This is a genomic window from Rhodopseudomonas palustris, from assembly GCF_003226555.1.
In the GTDB taxonomy this organism is placed as follows: Bacteria; Pseudomonadota; Alphaproteobacteria; order Rhizobiales; family Xanthobacteraceae; genus Rhodopseudomonas; species Rhodopseudomonas palustris_I.
Window position 1 is genome coordinate 66,127 of record NZ_QKQS01000042.1, and the last position, 17,218, is coordinate 83,344.

Below are 17,218 nucleotides of genomic sequence, written 5' to 3' on the forward strand. Positions count from 1 at the left end.
CGCTATGCGCCTCACCGCCGGAACCGACCTCCGTCTCGGAGCGACCTGGGACGGGCGCGGCACCAACTTCGCGCTATTCTCCGCCAACGCTCACAAGGTCGAACTCTGCCTGTTCGACGCCCAGGGCCGGCGCGAGCTAGAGCGGATCGAGCTACCGGAACGGACCGAAGACGTCTGGCACGGCTATCTCAACGACGTCTCGCCGGGTCAGCTCTACGGCTACCGAGTGCACGGGCCCTACGATCCCGACCGCGGCCATCGCTTCAACGCCCACAAGCTGCTGCTCGATCCGTATGCCAAGCGCCTGAGCGGACGGCTGGTGTGGAGCGAAGCGCATTTCGCCTATCGCACCGGCTCGCCGCGCGAAGACCTGTCGTTCGACCGCCGCGACAATGCTCGCGGCATGCCGAAAGCGGTGGTGGTCGACGAGACCGTCGGCAGCGGCCGGCGTGAAACCCGCCCCGGGGTGCGCTGGGAAGACACCATCATCTACGAAGCCCACGTCAAAGGGCTCACCCAGCTCCGCGACGACGTCCCGCCCGGCCTGCGCGGCACATTCGGCGGCCTCGCTTGCCCGTCGATGATCGCACATTTCAAGCGGCTCGGCGTCACCACGATCGAACTTTTGCCCGTCCACGGCTTTGTCGATGACCGAATCCTGGTCGAGAAGAAGCTGGTGAACTACTGGGGCTACAACACGATCTCGTTCTTCGCGCCGGAGGCACGCTACGCGCCGGACAAGGACAACCCGCTCGACTCGTTCCGCACCACCGTGGCGCGGCTGCACGATGCCGGCATCGAAGTGCTGCTCGACGTGGTCTACAACCACACCGCCGAAGGCAACCATCTGGGCCCGACGCTGTCGTTCCGCGGCATCGATAACGCCTCGTATTATTGGCTGAAGCCGGACAATCCGCGCTACTACGACGACTTCACCGGCTGCGGCAATTCGGTCAATCTGAACCATCCGCGCGTGCTGCAGATGGTGATGGACAGCCTGCGCTATTGGGTCGAGGTCTGCCACGTGGACGGCTTCCGCTTCGACCTCGCCACGACGCTGGCGCGCGGCCCGAACGGCTTCGACCGCAAGGGCGGGTTCTTCACCGCGATCCGCCAGGACCCGGTGCTCGCCGGCGTCAAGCTCGTCGCTGAGCCATGGGATCTCGGCATGGGCGGCTACCAGGTCGGCGCGTTTCCGTCGCAATGGTCGGAGTGGAACGACCGTTACCGCAGCGTGATGCGGCGCTATTGGAGCGGCGAAGGCAGCCTGATCGGCGAAGTGTCGCGGCGGATGACCGGCTCGTCCGACATGTTCAACCGCGACGGCCGGATGCCGCGCGCCGGCATCAACCACGTCACGGTCCACGACGGCTTTACGCTCGCCGATCTGTTCAGCTACGAGCACAAGCACAACCTCGCCAATGGCGAGGACAATCGCGACGGCTCCAACGACAATCACAGCATCAATTGCGGCGTCGAGGGCCCGTCCGACGATCCGAAGATCCTCCGCCTGCGCCGCCAGCTCCGCAAGAACCAGCTCGCCTGCCTGTTCCTGGCCCAGGGCGTGCCGCTGATGCTCGCCGGCGACGAGGTCGGCAACTCGCAGTCCGGCAACAACAACGCCTATTGCCAGGACAACGAGATCGGCTGGGTCGGCTGGGACGGCACCAACACCGAAGACGACATGGTCGAGTTCGTCGGGCTGATGACCGACATCCGCCGCCGCTTTCCGCAGCTGCGCTCGCGGCGCTGGCTCGACGGAAGGCGCGCGGACGGCAGTTACGGGGTATTGTGGCTCACGCCGTCGGCCGCGGAGATGACCGAGCAGGATTGGGCGTTTCCGGACGGACGATTCCTCGCCTACATGCTGAGCCCGAGCGAGCCCGGCGGCGACGCCATCTTCATAGTGCTGAATTCCGGCGCCGAGGCGATCGATTTCCATCTGCCGAAGACCACGGACTATCCGAACTGGCACCAGCTGTTCGACACCACCAAGGACACCGTCCAGGTCGCGCCACTGAAATTCGGCAGCATCAGCTCTGCACCGCCGCGCTCGGTGCTGGCTTTCGCCGGGGTGACCGTATGAGCGGCCGCAGCTTTGGACCGCGGATTACGGCGGGCGGCGTCGAATTCCGGCTGTGGGCGCCGAATGCCCAGACGGTCGAGGTGATGCTGGACGGCGGCGCCACGCGTCCAATGCGGCGCGACGAGGCCGGCTGGTACCGGGCCGAGATCGCAGGGCTCGGCGGGGGCACTCGCTATCGCTTCCGCATCGACGGCGAACTCGAGGTGCCGGACCCCGGCTCGTTGTTTCAGCCCGACGACATCGCCGGCCCGAGCGAAGTGATCGACCACGCTGCTTACGACTGGCGCGCCGAAGATTGGCGCGGCCGCCCCTGGGCCGAGACCGTGCTGCTGGAAGCCCATGTCGGCACCTTCACGCCCCAAGGCAGCTTCCGCGCGATGATCGACAGGCTGGACCATCTGGTCGCCACCGGCATCACCGCGCTGGAGCTGATGCCGCTCGCCGACTTCCCCGGGCAGCGCAACTGGGGCTACGACGGCGTGCTGTGGTATGCGCCGGACAGCGCCTACGGCCGACCCGAAGACCTCAAGGAGCTGATCGACGAAGCGCATGCCCGCGGCCTGATGATGTTTCTCGACGTCGTCTACAATCACTTCGGCCCGGAGGGGAATTACCTCGGCGGCTACGCGCCCGGCTTCTTCTCGGACTCGCACACGCCGTGGGGCAACGCGATCAACTATTACGCTCCCGAGGTCCGCGCGTTCGCGATCGAAAACGCGCTGCACTGGCTGCGCGACTACCGGTTCGACGGTCTGCGGCTCGACGCCGTGCACGCCATCCCCGATCAGGGCGAGATCCCGATGCTGCACGAATTGTCGCGCGAGGCTGGCAAGCTGGCCGCCGAGACCGGCCGGCACATCCATCTGGTGCTGGAGAACGACGATAACATCGCCGCGGTGCTCGATCCGATCACCGATCCACCGCGCGGCCAATACCGGGCGCAGTGGAACGACGACTATCACCACGCCTGGCACGTTGCGCTGAGCGGCGAACGCCACGGCTATTATTCCGACTACGCCGACGCGCCGCTGCAACATCTCGCCCGCGCGCTCGGCTCCGGCTTTGTCTATCAGGGCGAGCCGTCGGCGCATCGCGGCGGCGTGGCGCGCGGCGAGCCGAGCGGCGACCTGGCGCCGCTGGCTTTCGTCAACTTCCTGCAGAACCACGACCAGATCGGCAACCGTGCGCTCGGCGACCGGTTGGAAAGCCTGACGCGGCCGGCGGCGATCGAGGCGGCGCTGGCAATCACGCTGCTGGCGCCCACCGTGCCGATGCTGTTCATGGGTGAGGAATGGGGCTCGAAGGCGCCGTTTCCGTTCTTCTGCGACTTCCACGGCGATCTCGCCGAAGCGGTGCGCGCCGGCCGCCGCAAGGAGTTTGCCGGCGCCTATGAAAAATACGGCGACGAAGTCCCCGACCCGCTCAGCGAGGATGCGTTCAGAAGCGCGGTGCTCGACTGGCGCGAACGCGACGGCGGCGACGGCGCGCAGCGGCTGGCGCTGGTGTCGCGGCTGCTACAGGTCCGCCGCAACGCGATCGTGCCACGGCTGGCCGGCGCACGCTTCGGCACCGCCGAGATCACGCAGGGTGGGCTGCTGACCGCGCAATGGCGGCTGGCGGACGGCACCACCCTCGACCTCGTCGCCAATCTGTCGGACCAGGAGCACGACGGCGGCACGCCGTCCGCGGCGGGAACTATTTTATGGGGCGGCGATTGGACCCGGATCATTCCGCCTTGGGCGGTGTCCTGGCGCCTCGAGCATCCCTAATGCCTCCTGCGATACCGACTGCCACCTATCGCCTGCAACTCACTGCCGATTTCGGTTTCGGTTCAGCCGCCGCGATCGTCCCTTATCTGAAGCGACTCGGCATCTCGCACGTTTATGCGTCGCCGTTCACGAAGGCGCGCAAGGGCTCGACCCACGGCTACGACATCGTCGACCACACCCGGCTCAATCCCGAGCTCGGGGGCGAAGAGGGTTTTGCGCGGCTCAGTGCAGCGCTGCAGCAGGCCGACATCGGCCTGATCCTCGACTTCGTGCCCAACCATGTCGGCGTGCACTACGCGGACAATCCGTGGTGGCTTGACGTCCTGGAATGGGGACCGGCCTCGCCGCACGCGGCATCGTTCGACATCGATTGGGACATGCTGCCGTTTCGCACCCGCGGCGGCGTACTGCTGCCGATCATCGGCTCGTCTTACGGCAAGGCGCTGGAAAACGGCGACATCGAGCTGCGGTACGATTCCGGCGACGGCAGCCTGTCGGCCTGGTACTATGAACACCGGCTCCCGATCGCGCCGCAGCGCTACAGCGAAATCCTGCGCGCCGTGGTGCGCGAGGCCGATGCGGCCGAGACCGATGCGGGCCGGGCGATCCTGGAACTCGCCGCGCGTTACACCGGGCTGCGCCGCCCCTCGCGCGCCGAGGCACCGGAATTCAAGGCGGCGCTAAAGGCAATACCGGGCGCGGCCGAACTGATCGCGCGCGGACTCGACGCCTACCGGGCCGGCGAAGGCCGCACCTCTCAAATCCAGGCGCTGCACAATCTCTTGGAGCGCCAGCACTACAAGCTGGGACATTGGCAGCTGGCATCGAGCGAAATCAACTATCGCCGGTTCTTCGACGTCAACACCCTCGCCGGCCTGCGGGTCGAGGATGCCGCGACCTTCGCGGCAATCCACAGCCGCGTGAAGAAGCTGCTCGCCGACGGTCAGCTCCACGGCCTGCGGCTCGACCACATCGACGGCCTGCGCGATCCGGCGCAGTATTTCCAGCGGCTGCGCCGACTGGCGCGCGACGCGCAGGGGCCGGACGCACCGCCGCTCTATACCGTGATCGAGAAGATCCTCGGCGAGGGCGAAGAGCTGTACCGCTTCGCCGGCGTGCACGGCACCACCGGCTACGAATGGCTCAACGTCATCACCCGTGTGTTGCTCGACGGCTCCGGGCTGAAGCCGCTGGAGGAAGTCTGGCGCCAGGTGAGCAACATCTCGCCGGCGTTCGATCCGGTGCTGAAGGCGGCCAAGCGCCGGGTGCTGGAGACGCTGCTGCTCAGCGAATTCACCGTTCTGACGCGGCTGCTGGCGCGGATCGCCTCTGGCCATTATTCGACCCGCGACTTCTCCGCCGACAACCTGCGCCAAGCCTTCGAACTCTACGTGCTGCACTTCCCGGTGTATCGCACCTATCTGACCGGCAGCGGCCCGACCCGGCTCGATCGCGAGCTGATCGAGGACACCATCGCGAAAGCGCGGGCCGATTGGTTCGGCGCCGATGACGGCATCTTCGACTTCCTCAAAGACGCGCTGACGATGGACCTCGTCGGTTCGGGTCGAGCGCTGCATTCCAAACAGCGGGTGCGGCACTTCGCCCTCAAGGTGCAGCAGTTCACCGGGCCGACCATGGCGAAGTCGCTGGAGGACACCGCGTTCTATCGCTATCACCGGCTGCTGGCGCTGAACGAAGTCGGCGGCGATCCCGCCGCGCCGGACTTGCCGGTCGTCGCCTTCCACGCGCTCATGCAGCGCCGCGCCAAGGACTGGCCGCACGGCATGACCGCAACCATGACCCACGATGCCAAGCGCGGCGAGGACGCCCGCACGCGGCTGCTCGCGCTCGCCGAGATGCCCGGCGAATGGGCCGGTCTGGTGGCGAAATGGAAAGTGCTGAACGCGCCGCATCTGGTGATCGACAACGAAATGCGCGCGCCTTCGGCGGCGTTCGAATACATGCTGTATCAGGCGCTGCTCGGTGCCTGGCCGCTGACGCCGGATCCGGACTTCGCCGATCGCTTCCAGGGCTTCGCGCTGAAGGCCGCGCGCGAGGGCAAGCAGGAGACCAACTGGCTCAACCCCAACCTCGCTTACGAAGAAGGCGTGCGCACCTTCATCGACCGCATTCTTGATCCCTCAGTGTCGAGCGCGTTCCTGGAATCGGTCGAAAGCCTGCACCGGCGGCTGTCGCTGCTCGGCGCGCTGAACAGCCTGAGCCAGGTGACGCTGAAAGCAACCATGCCGGGGGTGCCGGACTTCTATCAGGGCACCGAGTTCTGGGACTTCTCGCTGGTCGATCCCGACAACCGCCGGCCGGTGGATTTCGCCGCGCGCGCCGAAGCGCTGGAGGCACTGCCCGACGAGCCCCATTGGGACGACTTGATCGCGAATTGGAACGACGGCCGCATCAAGCTGGCCTGGACCCATCATCTGCTGCAGCTGCGGCGCGAGCACGCCGAGCTGTTCACCGATGGCGACTATCGCCCGCTCGCGGTCTCGGGCCCGCACCGCGACCACACCATCGCGTTCGCCCGCACCCGCGGCACCGAGGCCCTGATCGTGGTGGTCGGCAAGGTGTTCGCGACGCTGTCCGGCGAAGGTCGGCAATGGCCGATCGGCAACGCCTTCGATGGTGCGGTGGATAGCAGAGGCTATGTGGTCGAAACCGCCGAGGGCGAGAACAGCACCGGCGAACTGCCGCTGCGCGACCTGTTCGGCCACATCCCGGTCGCCGTCCGCCGCGCTCGGATTGCCGGATCGAAGCGCGCACGACGCGGCTGAGCAGGCGCGCGGTCACAACCGCTATCCAACCAATGCTGCCCCGTCATTCCGGGGCGCGCGCGCAGCGAGCGAACCCGGAATCTGCTGCCTGCACCCATTCCCGCGAAGCCCTGCTCGCTTCGAGATTCCGGGTTCGCGCTACTCGCGCCCCGGAATGACCCCGGGAGACGTGGTTCAGCACCAGAAGGCGATGGGATGGTTGGACGATTGCGAGTCCCCCACAAACGCCGAGGCCGCCCGGGAGCTGGAGCCGGACGGCCTGACGGGGTTTGTGCCGATCAGGAAAACCGGTTCCCTCACCCGCACAGACAGAATTTCAAGATTCGCTTACTTGAAGATTAACGCACAACATCGAATAACTACTTGCTGCAGCGCCACAATTTCTCGTGCAGCGCACACGCCGATTACTTCTTGTCCAGCATCAAATGACCGCGCTTTTGAATCACGACCTTCGCTGCGTCGGCGAATTTCTGCAGCAGCCACGGCAGATGCACTTCGAGCCGCACATGATCTTCGGCAACGTCGACGTGGCCGGCCGCGACCTGGCCCAGCGCGCGGACGCGAAACAACATCTGGTCGCCGCGCCAGGTCTCCTCATCCACCTTCAAAACCGGCACGTTGATCGCCGCGCGGCTGAGGCCGGTCTGCAGCCGGCGGCGCGCCTCGGCGCGGCCGAGGCGATGGGGAATCGATACGACAAGCGGAGCTGACATCGCGACGTCCTCGTCATTGGAGCTGATCGTTACTCCCTATCTAGGCGAGCATTGCGAAAACAACAGGGCCTCGCGCGCCGTGCCGAGTTTCGGCCGCGGAACCTTCACTCTGACGCCGTGTTCTCTTCCCCGACAGGCGGAGCACTCGGGCGATCCGCCGCGACAAGGAGAGCGAGATGTCCATCGGCACTATCATCCTGATCATCCTGATCATCGCCTTGCTGGGCGGTTTCACCGGCGTCGGCGGCGGACCGTTCTACGGTACCGGTTACTACGGCGGCGGCGGTCTCGGCCTGGTGATCGTGATCCTGCTGATCCTGCTGCTGCTCGGCAAGATCTGACGCACGGCATCGTTCCGTTTGCTGATCGAACGATTGTGGCCGGGCTTCAGCGCCCGGCCATCGCGCTTCCAGAACCGGTCGCTGCTTCCGCTCCCTTACTTCCGGCCCGACGTCAGCGCCTTGATCGCCGGCTTCAGCGGGGCTTCTGCGGCGTCGTAGTCCGCCCATGCCTTGGCGCGCTTGATCAGCGCCGGCACAGTCTCGATGGTGTAGCGCTTCGGATCGAGCCCGGCTTTCACCTGCGCCCAGCTCAATGGCATCGATACCGTGGCGCCCGTGCGGGCCCGCGGCGACAGCACCGCGACCGCCGTCGACATCCGGTCGTTGCGCAAGTAATCGAGGAAGATCTTACCCTTCCGCTTCTGCTTCGACATGTTGAGCAGATACTGCTCGGGGCTGTCCTCGGCCATTTGCGCACACACCGTTTGCGCGAAGGTCTTGGCCGCCTTCCAATCGATGCTGTCGTCCGGCTTCAGCGGCACCACCACGTGCAAGCCCTTGCCGCCGGTGGTCTTGCAGAAGGTGGCGAGCCCCAGCGCTTCGAGCCGCTGCTTCATCTCCTTGGCGGCGCTGATCACCTCGTCGAATCCGACCTCGGGGGCCGGATCGAGATCGAACACCAGGCGTCCGGGCACGTCGTAGCGATCGGGCGCACAGTTCCACGGATGCAGCTCGACCCCGCCGATCTGCGCCACCGCGATCAGGCCTTCGATGCGATCGATCTGCACATACGGCTTGCGGTCGCCCGAGACCTTGGCGAGATTGATCAGGTTCGACATTCCCGGCATGGCGTGGCGCTGAAAGAAATGCTCGCCGTCGATGCCGTCGGGCGCGCGCACGATCGAACACGGCCGTCCCCTGATGTGCGCGATCAGCCAGTCGCCGGCCTCGGCGAAATAATCGGCGAGGTCGCGCTTGGTGATCGGGCCGCTGATCTCGCTTGCCGGCCACAGCTCCTTGTCGGGCTTGGAGATCACCACGCCCATCACCTCGGAGCGGGTTGCATCGGCCCTCCGCGGTGCTGCGGCTTTGGTAGCCGCTTTCTTGGCGGTCTTCTTCGCAGGCTTCTTGGAGGCCTTGCCGGCGCTACGCGTCGGTTTCGGCTCGGCGAGCTCGACCCGCTGCGGCTCCTCGGCTTCGACCTCCGCAGCCGGCTTGTCGGCGCGTAATCCCTTGAACGAGGCCTGCCGTACCATGCCGCCGCCAGTGAAGCCGGCGAACTCGATCTCCGCGACCAGATCTGGCGTCACCCAATGCATCTCGCGAGTCTTCTTCGGTGCATTGGCGCCGCTGAACGGGCTGCTGTCCGCTTCGTGCGCCTTCAGCTCGGGCAGGATGCGCTTGACGACATCCTGGCCGAAGCCGGTGCCGACGATGCCGACATAGGCCAGATCATCGCCGCGATGCACGCCGACCAGTAGCGAGCGGAATTTGCCGTTCGTGGTCTTCCAGCCGCCGATCACCACCTCATGGCCGGCGCGGCACTTCGCCTTGGTCCAGCCATCGCTGCGGCCGGAGCGATACGGCGCATCGAGCTTCTTCGACACGATGCCTTCGAGCGACAGCTTGCAGGCCGACTGCAGAATGGCATCGCCGCCGGTTTCGAAATGCTCGACATAGCGGATCAGGCCTTCCTTGCGACGGCCGCGCGCGGCCTTCAGCAAGGCGTCGAGCCGCTCCTTGCGCTCCGACAGCGGCAGCCGGCGCAGATCCTCGCCCTCCGCATACAGCAGGTCGAACGCGAAACAGATCAGATTGTCGGTATCGCCGTCGGAGAGCGCTGCCTGCAGCGCCGCGAAATCCGGTTGGCCGTGCGAATCCAGCGCCACCACCTCGGTGTCGATGATCGCATCCGGCAGCGATGCCGCTTCTTCCGCGATCGCACCGAATTTGGCGGTCCAGTCGAGGCCCTTGCGCGTCAGCAGTCTGGCCTCGCCTTGCTCGACGCGGAGCTGCATCCGGTAGCCGTCGAACTTGATCTCGTGGCCCCGGCCCTCGCCGCCGGGCGGCCGCTCCACCGAGGTGCAGAGTTGCGGCGGCACGAAGCCCGGCATCGCCGCGCGCTTGCCACGCGCCGCAGGTTTGGCGGACTTGGCAGCTTTGGTCTTGGTCTCGGTCTTGATCTTGGCCTTCGCCTTGATGGGCGGTTTGCTGTCGGCTCTCTCCGCCCGTTTGTCGGCGGCGAGCCCGCTGCTGGAATCCCACACCGCGTCCGCCGTCACCTTCGCGACCGCCTTGCGCAGCATGAACGGCTTCGGTGCCTTGCCCTTGCCCTCCGCGATCGTCTCCATGGCGCGGCCCGAGGCGACCGAGCGGTCTTCGTCGAGCACGGTGTTGGCGTCGCCCTCGCGGGCGTCGTCGTCGCGGTGCTTGATGAGCAGCCAATTGGTGCGCTTGCCGCCGGTGCGGTCGTGCCGCATCCGCACCAGCACCCAGCTGCCATGCAGCTTCTCGCCGTGCAGGGTGAACTTCAGATCGCCCTTCTTGAAGCCGCGCTCGGGATCGTCGCACTCCCAATAGCCGCGGTCCCAGAGCTGCACCGTGCCGCCGCCATACTGGCCCTTCGGGATCGTGCCCTCGAAGTCGCCGTAGTCGAGCGGATGATCCTCGACCTCGACGGCGAGGCGCTTGTCGTGCGGGTCGAGCGAAGGTCCCTTGGTCACCGCCCACGACTTGAACACGCCGCCGTATTCGAGGCGCAGGTCGTAGTGCAGACGGGTGGCATCGTGCTTCTGGATCACGAACCGCCGCTGCTTCGACGGCGCCACCTTGGCGTCGCCGCGCGGCTCCGCGGTCTGCTCGAAATCGCGTTTCTTGCGGTAGATGCTGAGCTTGTTGCTGGCCACCGTCGCTCCTTACTCACCGCCGTTGGCTTGGGCGTGGTCGGAACCAAAACCCGGGATGCCCGTTCAAGTTCCACCCATGATAGCATCGTCCTGACCGCCCGGTCGCGACACCTCGAGCCCTCGGAGAATTCCCATGCCTCGCGCCTATTGGAAGGGCACGCTGAAGCTGTCGCTGGTCACCTGTCCGGTCGCGCTGTATCCGGCCACGACCAGCAGCGAGAAGACGCGCTTCCACATGATCAATGCGGAAACCGGCAACCGGCTGAAGCAGCAGATGATCGACGAAGGCACCGGCGATGTCGTCGAGAAGGACCAGAAGGCGCGTGGCTACGAGGTGCGCAAGGGCAAGTACATCGAGATCGAGAAGGACGAGTTCGACGCGGTACAGATCGAGAGCACTCACACCATCGACATCGACAGCTTCGTGCCGGCCGATGAGATCGATCAGCGCTATCTCGACCGCCCGTATTACATCGTGCCGGACGGCAAGGCCGGCACCGACGCCTTCGCGGTGATCCGCGACGCAATGAAAGACAAGGGTCGCGTTGCGCTCGGCCGCATCGTGCTGACCAATCGCGAGCACGTGCTGGCGATCGAACCGCTCGGCAAGGGCCTGCTCGCAACCACGTTGCGCTACCCTTACGAGCTGCGCGATGCGGACGAGTATTTCGACGGCATCAAATCGCCGAAAATCTCCAAGGACATGATCGAACTCGCCGGCCACATCCTCGATACCAAGGCGGCGCACTTCGATCCCAAGAAATTCAAGGACGAGTACGAGACCGCGCTGAAGGCGCTGGTCAAGCGCAAGGCCTCCGGAAAGTCGATCAAGCTCCCCGAGCCGGAGGAAAAGGAGAGCAACGTCGTCAGCCTGATGGATGCGCTGAAGCAGAGCCTCGAAGGCGGCAAGTCCGGGGCGAAGCCTGGCAAGGCCCACAGCCGCCGCAAAGCCTCCCGCTCCTCCGCCCGCACCAGCACCAAAGCTCGCCGCTCCAACGCGCGGCAGCGCAAGGCGGGGTGACGCTGGCTTGGATCGGGCGTCCGACAATGCTGTTCTGACAGCGTAGGCCGCCTCGCCGCTTTGCCCCACACCGTCATTCCGGGGCGCGAGCGCCAGCTCGCGAACCCGGAATGACAGTTGTCTTGCGGCTGTGCGGCCGAGCCACCGGTGCGCTGAATCTCCAGACTCCGGGTTCGCCGCTGCGCGGCGCCCCGGAATGATTTGCGCTTGAGTGGGAGGTGAATTAGTCCGACGACGTCTTCTTCCCCGACTTGCGCTTCGACGATTTGCCGGCGGACGATTTTCGCGGGCTGGATGACTTCGACGACTTGCGCGCCGACGACTTCTTCGCGCCGGTCCGCTTGCTGCCAGACTTCGTGGTCTTCTTGGTGGTCTTCGTCGTGGTCTTGCGGCCGGGCTTCGTGGCCTTCTTGGTCGACGTCTTCGACGCCTTCTTGCCGGTCTTCTTCTTCGGCACCTTGGCGCCTTCGGCGCGGGCTTCCGACAGACCAATCGCGATCGCCTGTTTGCGGCTCTTGACCTTCTTGCCAGAGCCGCCGCTCTTCAGCGTCCCGGACTTGCGCTTCTTCATCGCGCGGCCGACCTTGGCGGACGCCTTCTTGGAATATTTACGGGCCATGATCTCCTCCGTATGGAACGAAGACCAATGATGGCGACCGCCGATCGTTCCTTCGCGGTCCTATTCGCGCATCGAATCGTCCACAGCGGAGCTACCCGCACACTTCTCGATGACGAACACGATCACCTCGTCGCTGCGTTCACTCGACGTGATGCGATCGCCGGTCTCGCCGATCAGCACCGGAATATCGATCAGCGCCATCGGATCGGTGCAGCGGACTTCCAAGAGATCGCCGGCCTGCAGACTCGGCAGCGCCTTGCGGGTCTTGAGCACCGGCAGCGGGCATTTCAGCCCGGTGAGATCGAGAACAGTCTTGGCCATGGCGGCGGACGATGACGAAGCCGCGGCGCGCGGTCAATCGCCTTCGGCCTCGTTCTTATTGCCGAGCCGCGCCATGGTGAGCTAACCACGGGCGTCGCTGCAGTCGCGACGCGGCGCGGAGTGCGCAATGGCTGATGTTCGACCACCGACCGTGATCCTTGCCGGCGGCCTTGCCCGCCGGATGGGCGGCGGCGACAAACCGCTGCGGTCGATCGCCGGCCGGCCGCTGCTCGCCCATGTGATCGAGCGCCTGCAGCCGCAATGCGGCGCGCTGGCGCTCAACGCCAATGGCGATCCGAACCGGTTTGGTCGCTTCGGCCTGCCGGTGATCGCCGATACGGTGCACGACTTCCCCGGCCCGCTCGCCGGCGTGCTGGCAGCGATGGATTGGGCCGCGACGGTGCAGCCGGATGCGCACCACGTGTTGACCGTGCCAGGTGATTGTCCGTTTCTGCCGCGCGATCTGGTGGCCCGGCTGGATCGGGCCCGACTCGCTGAGAACGCCGAGATCGCCGTAGCGGCGTCCGGCGGCCATCTGCATCCGGTGATCGCGCTGTGGCCAGTCGCGCTGCGCGAGGCGCTGCGAACCGCCTTGCTCGACGAGGACATCCGCAAGGTCGAACGCTTCACCGCGCGCTATCCGCGCGCGGTGGTGGAGTGGCCGGTGACGCCGTTCGATCCATTCTTCAACGCCAACACGCCGGAGGAGCTCGCGGAAGCCGAGCGCATTGCGGCGGGCGATCAATAGCACGACGCCTCCGCCGTCATTGCGAGGAGCGCAGCGAGGAAGCAATCCAGCGCCGAGCGCTAGGCTGGATTGCTTCGCTTCGCTCGCGATGACGGAAGTGGCGCCGCCGCTACGGCGTCAGCACCGCGCGGCCGACCAGCTTGCCCTTCTGCAGATCGAGCAGCGCGTCGTAGGCTTGCGGCAGCCCGACCTTGGTGACCGGGATCGGCGACACCTTCTTGGCGCGGACAAGGTCGAGCAATTCCTGCGTCTCGGCGAGATTGCCGACATAGCTACCCTGGATGGTGATGGCGCGCATCGGGATGAACGGCAGCGCCCATGGCGCGCCGCCGCCGAACAGGCCGACGATCACCAGCTTGCCGCCCTTGGTGAGGCAATCGAAGCCGAGCTGCGCGGTCTGCGGATTGCCGACCAGATCCAGCGCGCCGCGCACCGGGCCTTTGGCAATGCCTGCAATCTGCGCCAGCGCGTCCGGCGCCGCAGCGTCTACGGTGCCGAGCGCGCCGGCCTTTTGCGCCGCGTCGCGCTTGGCGGCGTCGATATCGACCATGATCGCGCCCCTGCCGCCCATTGCTTTGAGCAGCTCCAGCGCCATCAGCCCGAGACCGCCGGCGCCGAACATCACGATCGGGCTGTCGAGGCAGAAGTCGAGCTTCTTCAGCGCGCTGTAGGTGGTGATGCCGGAGCACGCATACGGCGCCGCGGTCACCGGATCGAGCCCGTCGAGGCTGAGCAGATAGCGCGGATGCGGTACGATCAGTTCGTCCGAATAGCCGCCGTCGCAATACACGCCGAGGAAGCGCGGCTTCAGGCACATGTTCTCGTCGCCGGCCTTGCAGACGTCGCACTCGCCGCAGCCGATCCACGGATACACCAGCGCGACCTCGCCGATCTTGGCGTCCTTGGCGTCGGGACCAGCGGCGACGATCTCGCCGACGGTCTCGTGGCCCATTGTCAGCGGCAGCGCGACGCCGCGATCGGACAGCGACAGCTTCTTGCGACCGTGACCGAGTTCGTAGCCGCCTTCCCAGATGTGCAGATCGCTGTGGCAGACGCCCGCGGCCTTGACCCGCACTAGCACTTGCGTGCCGGTCAGTTCCGGCGTCGGCCGGTTGTCTTCGCGCAGCGGCTTGCCGAAATCGGTGACGCGAAAGCTCCTCATGGCGTAGTCTCCCAAGAGTGTTCTTGTTTATCGCCGAAGCATGCCACGGCGAAGCACGGCCGTCGATGGTCGGCGCAGCTTACGCCGCGCTGCGGAATTCCGCCGTGGTCTGCGCCACCAGCTCGGCGATCGGCACGACGCCGCCGATGCCCGACGCCGAATGGCCTGCGCTCCAGATATCGCGCCACCGCTTTGGTCGATCCTCCCGTGCGCCGACATCGATATCCTTGCCGATGTCGATGCCGCCGCGCTCCGGCAGATCGTCGGGGTCGAGCCCGGCGGCGACGATCGATGGCCGCAGCATGTTGGTCTGCAGCCCGGTGAACGCTTTGGTCAGCAGGATGTCGTCGGCGCTCGCCTCCACCAGCATCGCCTTGTAGCGCGGATCGGCGAGGCTCTCTTCGGTGGCGATGAACTTGGTGCCCATATAGCCGAGATCGCAGCCGAGCGTCATCGCGGCGCGCAGCGCGACGCCGTCGCTGATGCCGCCAGCGAGCACGATCACGCCATCGAAGAATTGCCGCACCGCACGCACGAAGGCGAACGGATTGAGCCACCCGGTTTGTCCGCCGGCGCCGGCGGTGAGCAGCACCAGGCCGTCGACGCCGGCCGCTGCCGCCCGCTCGGCATGGCGGATGCTGGCGACGTCGGCCAGCACCATCGCGCCGATATCGTGCAGCGGCGCGATCACCGGCTGCGGCGAGCCGACGCTGGTGATCACCACTTCCGGCCGATGCTGCAGCAGCAGTTTCAGATCGTCGCCGAGCCGCGCGTTGGAGCGGTGCACGATCAAGTTGGGGCACCACGGCGCGGCACGCCGGCCGCTTGCCTGCTCGTGCGACGCGATTCGGCGGGTAATCTCGCTGAGCCAGTCACCGAGTTGTTCCGTCGTACGGCAATTCACCGTCGGAAACGATCCGATCACGCCGCTACTACACGCCGCAGCCACCAGATCGACGCTCGACACCAGAAACATCGGCGCCGCAATCAGCGGCAAACTGAGACGATCGCCGAAGCGCGCCAGACGGTCGGATGATTTCACGGCAGTTTCCTCCTGCTCTGTTTGCATCGGCGGTGGCCAGCCGTGCTAATGTGGTAGCCGAACATTGGCACGCCCAACAGCCGATGACAAAACACAAGGGAGCCGAACGCCATGACTGCCGAGCTCAACGCTTTTCCGACCGCGGGCACGCAGACATTGCGGGCGCTGGCGCGCTATCCCTCGCGCACCGCGTTCGCTTGGCCCGGCGGTAGCCTCAGCTATCGCGGCGCCACCGACATGATCGGCAGCATCCAGAAGGTGTTCATGGGGCTCGGCCTGCCGCCCGGCACGCGGGTCGCGCTGCTCACCGCCAATCGTGCCGAGACCTGGTGCGCCGGCGTCGCGGCGCAGCTCTGCCGTTTCGCCATCACCTGGCTGCATCCGCTCGGCTCGCGCCAGGATCAGCTCGATCAAATCGAGGACTCCGAAGCCGCGGTGCTGATCGTCGACGCCGCAGCCTTCCTGGAGCGCGGCGGCGAGCTTGCCGCCCAGGCGACCGGCCTGCGCCACGTCTTCACCGTCGGCCGTGCCGACTACGGGCTCGAACTGCTGATCGCGCTGGATCAGGCCGGCAGCGCCACGCCGCGCGATTTTGCGCGGCTCGATGACGTCGCGGTGCTGAACTACACCGGCGGCACCACCGGCAAATCCAAGGGCGCGCTGCGCCACCATCGCGAGAACGCCGGTTTCGCCAACGCGATCCTGGCCGATTTCGAGATCCCGTTCGATCCGCGCTATCTCACAGTGGCGCCGATCAGCCATGTCGCCGGCACCAAGGTGCTGCCGTCGCTGATCCGCGGCGGCACCATCCACATGATGAAGGGGTTCGATCCCGAAGCGGTGCTGCAGACGATCGAGCGCGAGAAGATCAATTTCACGCTGTTCGTGCCGACGATGGTCTATGTGCTGCTCGACCATCCGTCGCTCGCGAAGACCGATCTGTCGTCGCTCGATCTGGTGTTGTACGGCGCCTCGCCGATGTCGCCGACGCGGCTGGTCGAAGGCATCGAGCGGATCGGGCCGGTGTTCTCGCAGCTCTACGGCCAGACCGAGTGCTATCCGGTGTCGGTGCTGCGCAAGGCCGATCACGATCCGAAGCAGCCGGAGCTGTTCTTGTCGTGCGGCTTCCCGATCGCGGCCTGCGATGCGCGGATTCTCGACGAGAACGATCAGGAAGTGCCGCTCGGCGAGGCCGGCGAGATCTGCGTGCGCGCCCCGCATGTGATGGCGGAATATTGGAAGCGCCCGGAGCAGACCACCGAAACGCTGAAGAGCGGCTGGCTGCATACCGGCGATATCGCCAAGCAGGACGACCGCGGCTACATGTATATTCTCGACCGCAAGAAGGACATGATCGTGTCCGGCGGCTTCAACATCTTCCCGCGCGAGGTCGAGGACGTGTTGTCGGCGCATCAGGATGTCGCGATGGTCGCGGTGGTCGGCGTGCCGGACGACAAATGGGGCGAAGCCGTCACTGCGGTGGTGGTCGCCAAGCCCGGCACCAAGCCCGACGAGCGCGAACTGATCGAGCTGGTGAAGACCCGCAAGGGCTCGGCGCATGCGCCGAAGTCAGTGCAGTTCGTCCCCGAACTGCCGATGACCGGCGTCGGCAAGATCGACAAGAAGGTGCTGCGCGCCGGCTTCTGGGCTGGCCGCGACCGGATGGTGGGGTAGTTCTGATCACTCGCCCTCGTGCGAGCGCGTTCTCATCACCCGCCGTCGTCATTCCGGGGCGCGCCGCCAGGCGCGAGCCCGGAATCTGTG

Annotated in this window: 13 protein-coding genes; 7 read left to right on the top strand and 6 right to left on the bottom strand. The window is 66.1% G+C overall.

The features are described from left to right. Positions 1–4 precede the first annotated feature (4 nt). From glgX to treY, 3 genes are read left to right on the top strand one after another with little or no spacing between them, the layout of a single operon-like run. Positions 5–2,086 (top strand): glycogen debranching protein GlgX, encoded by a 2,082-nt coding sequence (glgX, locus tag DNX69_RS25635; RefSeq protein ID WP_110788839.1) that lies wholly within the window; start codon positions 5–7, stop codon positions 2,084–2,086. Next, positions 2,083–3,855, top strand: a complete 1,773-nt coding sequence (gene treZ / locus DNX69_RS25640) for a malto-oligosyltrehalose trehalohydrolase (RefSeq protein ID WP_110788840.1) — start codon at positions 2,083–2,085, stop codon at positions 3,853–3,855. Before glgX ends, treZ begins: the two co-directional genes overlap by 4 nt. Beyond that, entirely contained in the window at positions 3,855–6,641 is a 2,787-nt protein-coding gene (treY, locus tag DNX69_RS25645; protein ID WP_110788841.1) for a malto-oligosyltrehalose synthase, read from the top strand. Before treZ ends, treY begins: the two co-directional genes overlap by 1 nt. 404 nt (positions 6,642–7,045) lie before the next feature. Here the strand turns inward: treY and DNX69_RS25650 are convergent, their stop codons facing one another. Continuing rightward, positions 7,046–7,354: a polyhydroxyalkanoic acid system family protein gene (locus DNX69_RS25650; RefSeq protein ID WP_110788842.1), complete on the bottom strand. Its 309-nt coding sequence runs from the start codon at positions 7,352–7,354 to the stop codon at positions 7,046–7,048. 176 nt (positions 7,355–7,530) lie between these two features. On the opposite strand from DNX69_RS25650, the gene DNX69_RS25655 reads away from it, so the two are divergent. Further along, positions 7,531–7,695 (top strand): DUF3309 family protein, encoded by a 165-nt coding sequence (locus DNX69_RS25655; RefSeq protein ID WP_013501467.1) that lies wholly within the window; start codon positions 7,531–7,533, stop codon positions 7,693–7,695. A gap of 95 nt (positions 7,696–7,790) precedes the next feature. Here DNX69_RS25655 and ligD read toward each other — a convergent pair whose 3' ends face one another. Continuing rightward, entirely contained in the window at positions 7,791–10,541 is a 2,751-nt protein-coding gene (gene ligD / locus DNX69_RS25660; RefSeq protein WP_110788843.1) for a DNA ligase D, read from the bottom strand. 133 nt (positions 10,542–10,674) lie between these two features. Between ligD and DNX69_RS25665 the strand changes: the two genes are divergently transcribed. Continuing rightward, on the top strand, positions 10,675–11,562 hold the full coding sequence (locus tag DNX69_RS25665) for a Ku protein (RefSeq protein ID WP_110788844.1): 888 nt from the start codon (positions 10,675–10,677) through the stop codon (positions 11,560–11,562). Between the two features lie 223 nt (positions 11,563–11,785). Here DNX69_RS25665 and DNX69_RS25670 read toward each other — a convergent pair whose 3' ends face one another. Next, entirely contained in the window at positions 11,786–12,181 is a 396-nt protein-coding gene (locus tag DNX69_RS25670; protein WP_110788845.1) for a DUF6496 domain-containing protein, read from the bottom strand. Between the two features lie 60 nt (positions 12,182–12,241). Next, a complete protein-coding gene (locus tag DNX69_RS25675; protein ID WP_110788846.1) occupies positions 12,242–12,502 on the bottom strand; it encodes a sulfurtransferase TusA family protein in 261 nt (86 codons plus the stop codon). 127 nt (positions 12,503–12,629) lie between these two features. Here DNX69_RS25675 and mobA point away from each other — a divergent pair, with 127 nt between their 5' ends. Then, on the top strand, positions 12,630–13,250 hold the full coding sequence (gene mobA / locus DNX69_RS25680) for a molybdenum cofactor guanylyltransferase MobA (protein ID WP_110788847.1): 621 nt from the start codon (positions 12,630–12,632) through the stop codon (positions 13,248–13,250). A 109-nt stretch (positions 13,251–13,359) separates the two neighbouring features. Here the strand turns inward: mobA and DNX69_RS25685 are convergent, their stop codons facing one another. Both DNX69_RS25685 and DNX69_RS25690 read right to left on the bottom strand, forming a co-directional pair. Continuing rightward, complete coding sequence (locus tag DNX69_RS25685) at positions 13,360–14,412, bottom strand: alcohol dehydrogenase (protein ID WP_110788848.1); 1,053 nt, start codon at positions 14,410–14,412, stop codon at positions 13,360–13,362. A 79-nt stretch (positions 14,413–14,491) separates the two neighbouring features. Further along, the gene (locus DNX69_RS25690; protein ID WP_207803191.1) at positions 14,492–15,481 is read right to left on the bottom strand and encodes an NAD(P)H-dependent flavin oxidoreductase; all 990 of its coding nucleotides are present in this window, start codon (positions 15,479–15,481) and stop codon (positions 14,492–14,494) included. Between the two features lie 84 nt (positions 15,482–15,565). On the opposite strand from DNX69_RS25690, the gene DNX69_RS25695 reads away from it, so the two are divergent. Beyond that, on the top strand, positions 15,566–17,128 hold the full coding sequence (locus DNX69_RS25695; protein ID WP_110788849.1) for an AMP-binding protein: 1,563 nt from the start codon (positions 15,566–15,568) through the stop codon (positions 17,126–17,128). Positions 17,129–17,218: the final 90 nt, after the last annotated feature.

Coding starts and splice junctions, on each gene's coding strand:
- glgX (WP_110788839.1), top strand. CDS start 5: ATGCGCCTCACCGCCGGAACCGACCTCCGTCTCGGAGCGACCTGGGAC.
- treZ (WP_110788840.1), top strand. CDS start 2,083: ATGAGCGGCCGCAGCTTTGGACCGCGGATTACGGCGGGCGGCGTCGAA.
- treY (WP_110788841.1), top strand. CDS start 3,855: ATGCCTCCTGCGATACCGACTGCCACCTATCGCCTGCAACTCACTGCC.
- DNX69_RS25650 (WP_110788842.1), bottom strand. CDS start 7,354: ATGTCAGCTCCGCTTGTCGTATCGATTCCCCATCGCCTCGGCCGCGCC.
- DNX69_RS25655 (WP_013501467.1), top strand. CDS start 7,531: ATGTCCATCGGCACTATCATCCTGATCATCCTGATCATCGCCTTGCTG.
- DNX69_RS25665 (WP_110788844.1), top strand. CDS start 10,675: ATGCCTCGCGCCTATTGGAAGGGCACGCTGAAGCTGTCGCTGGTCACC.
- DNX69_RS25670 (WP_110788845.1), bottom strand. CDS start 12,181: ATGGCCCGTAAATATTCCAAGAAGGCGTCCGCCAAGGTCGGCCGCGCG.
- DNX69_RS25675 (WP_110788846.1), bottom strand. CDS start 12,502: ATGGCCAAGACTGTTCTCGATCTCACCGGGCTGAAATGCCCGCTGCCG.
- mobA (WP_110788847.1), top strand. CDS start 12,630: ATGGCTGATGTTCGACCACCGACCGTGATCCTTGCCGGCGGCCTTGCC.
- DNX69_RS25685 (WP_110788848.1), bottom strand. CDS start 14,412: ATGAGGAGCTTTCGCGTCACCGATTTCGGCAAGCCGCTGCGCGAAGAC.
- DNX69_RS25690 (WP_207803191.1), bottom strand. CDS start 15,481: ATGCAAACAGAGCAGGAGGAAACTGCCGTGAAATCATCCGACCGTCTG.
- DNX69_RS25695 (WP_110788849.1), top strand. CDS start 15,566: ATGACTGCCGAGCTCAACGCTTTTCCGACCGCGGGCACGCAGACATTG.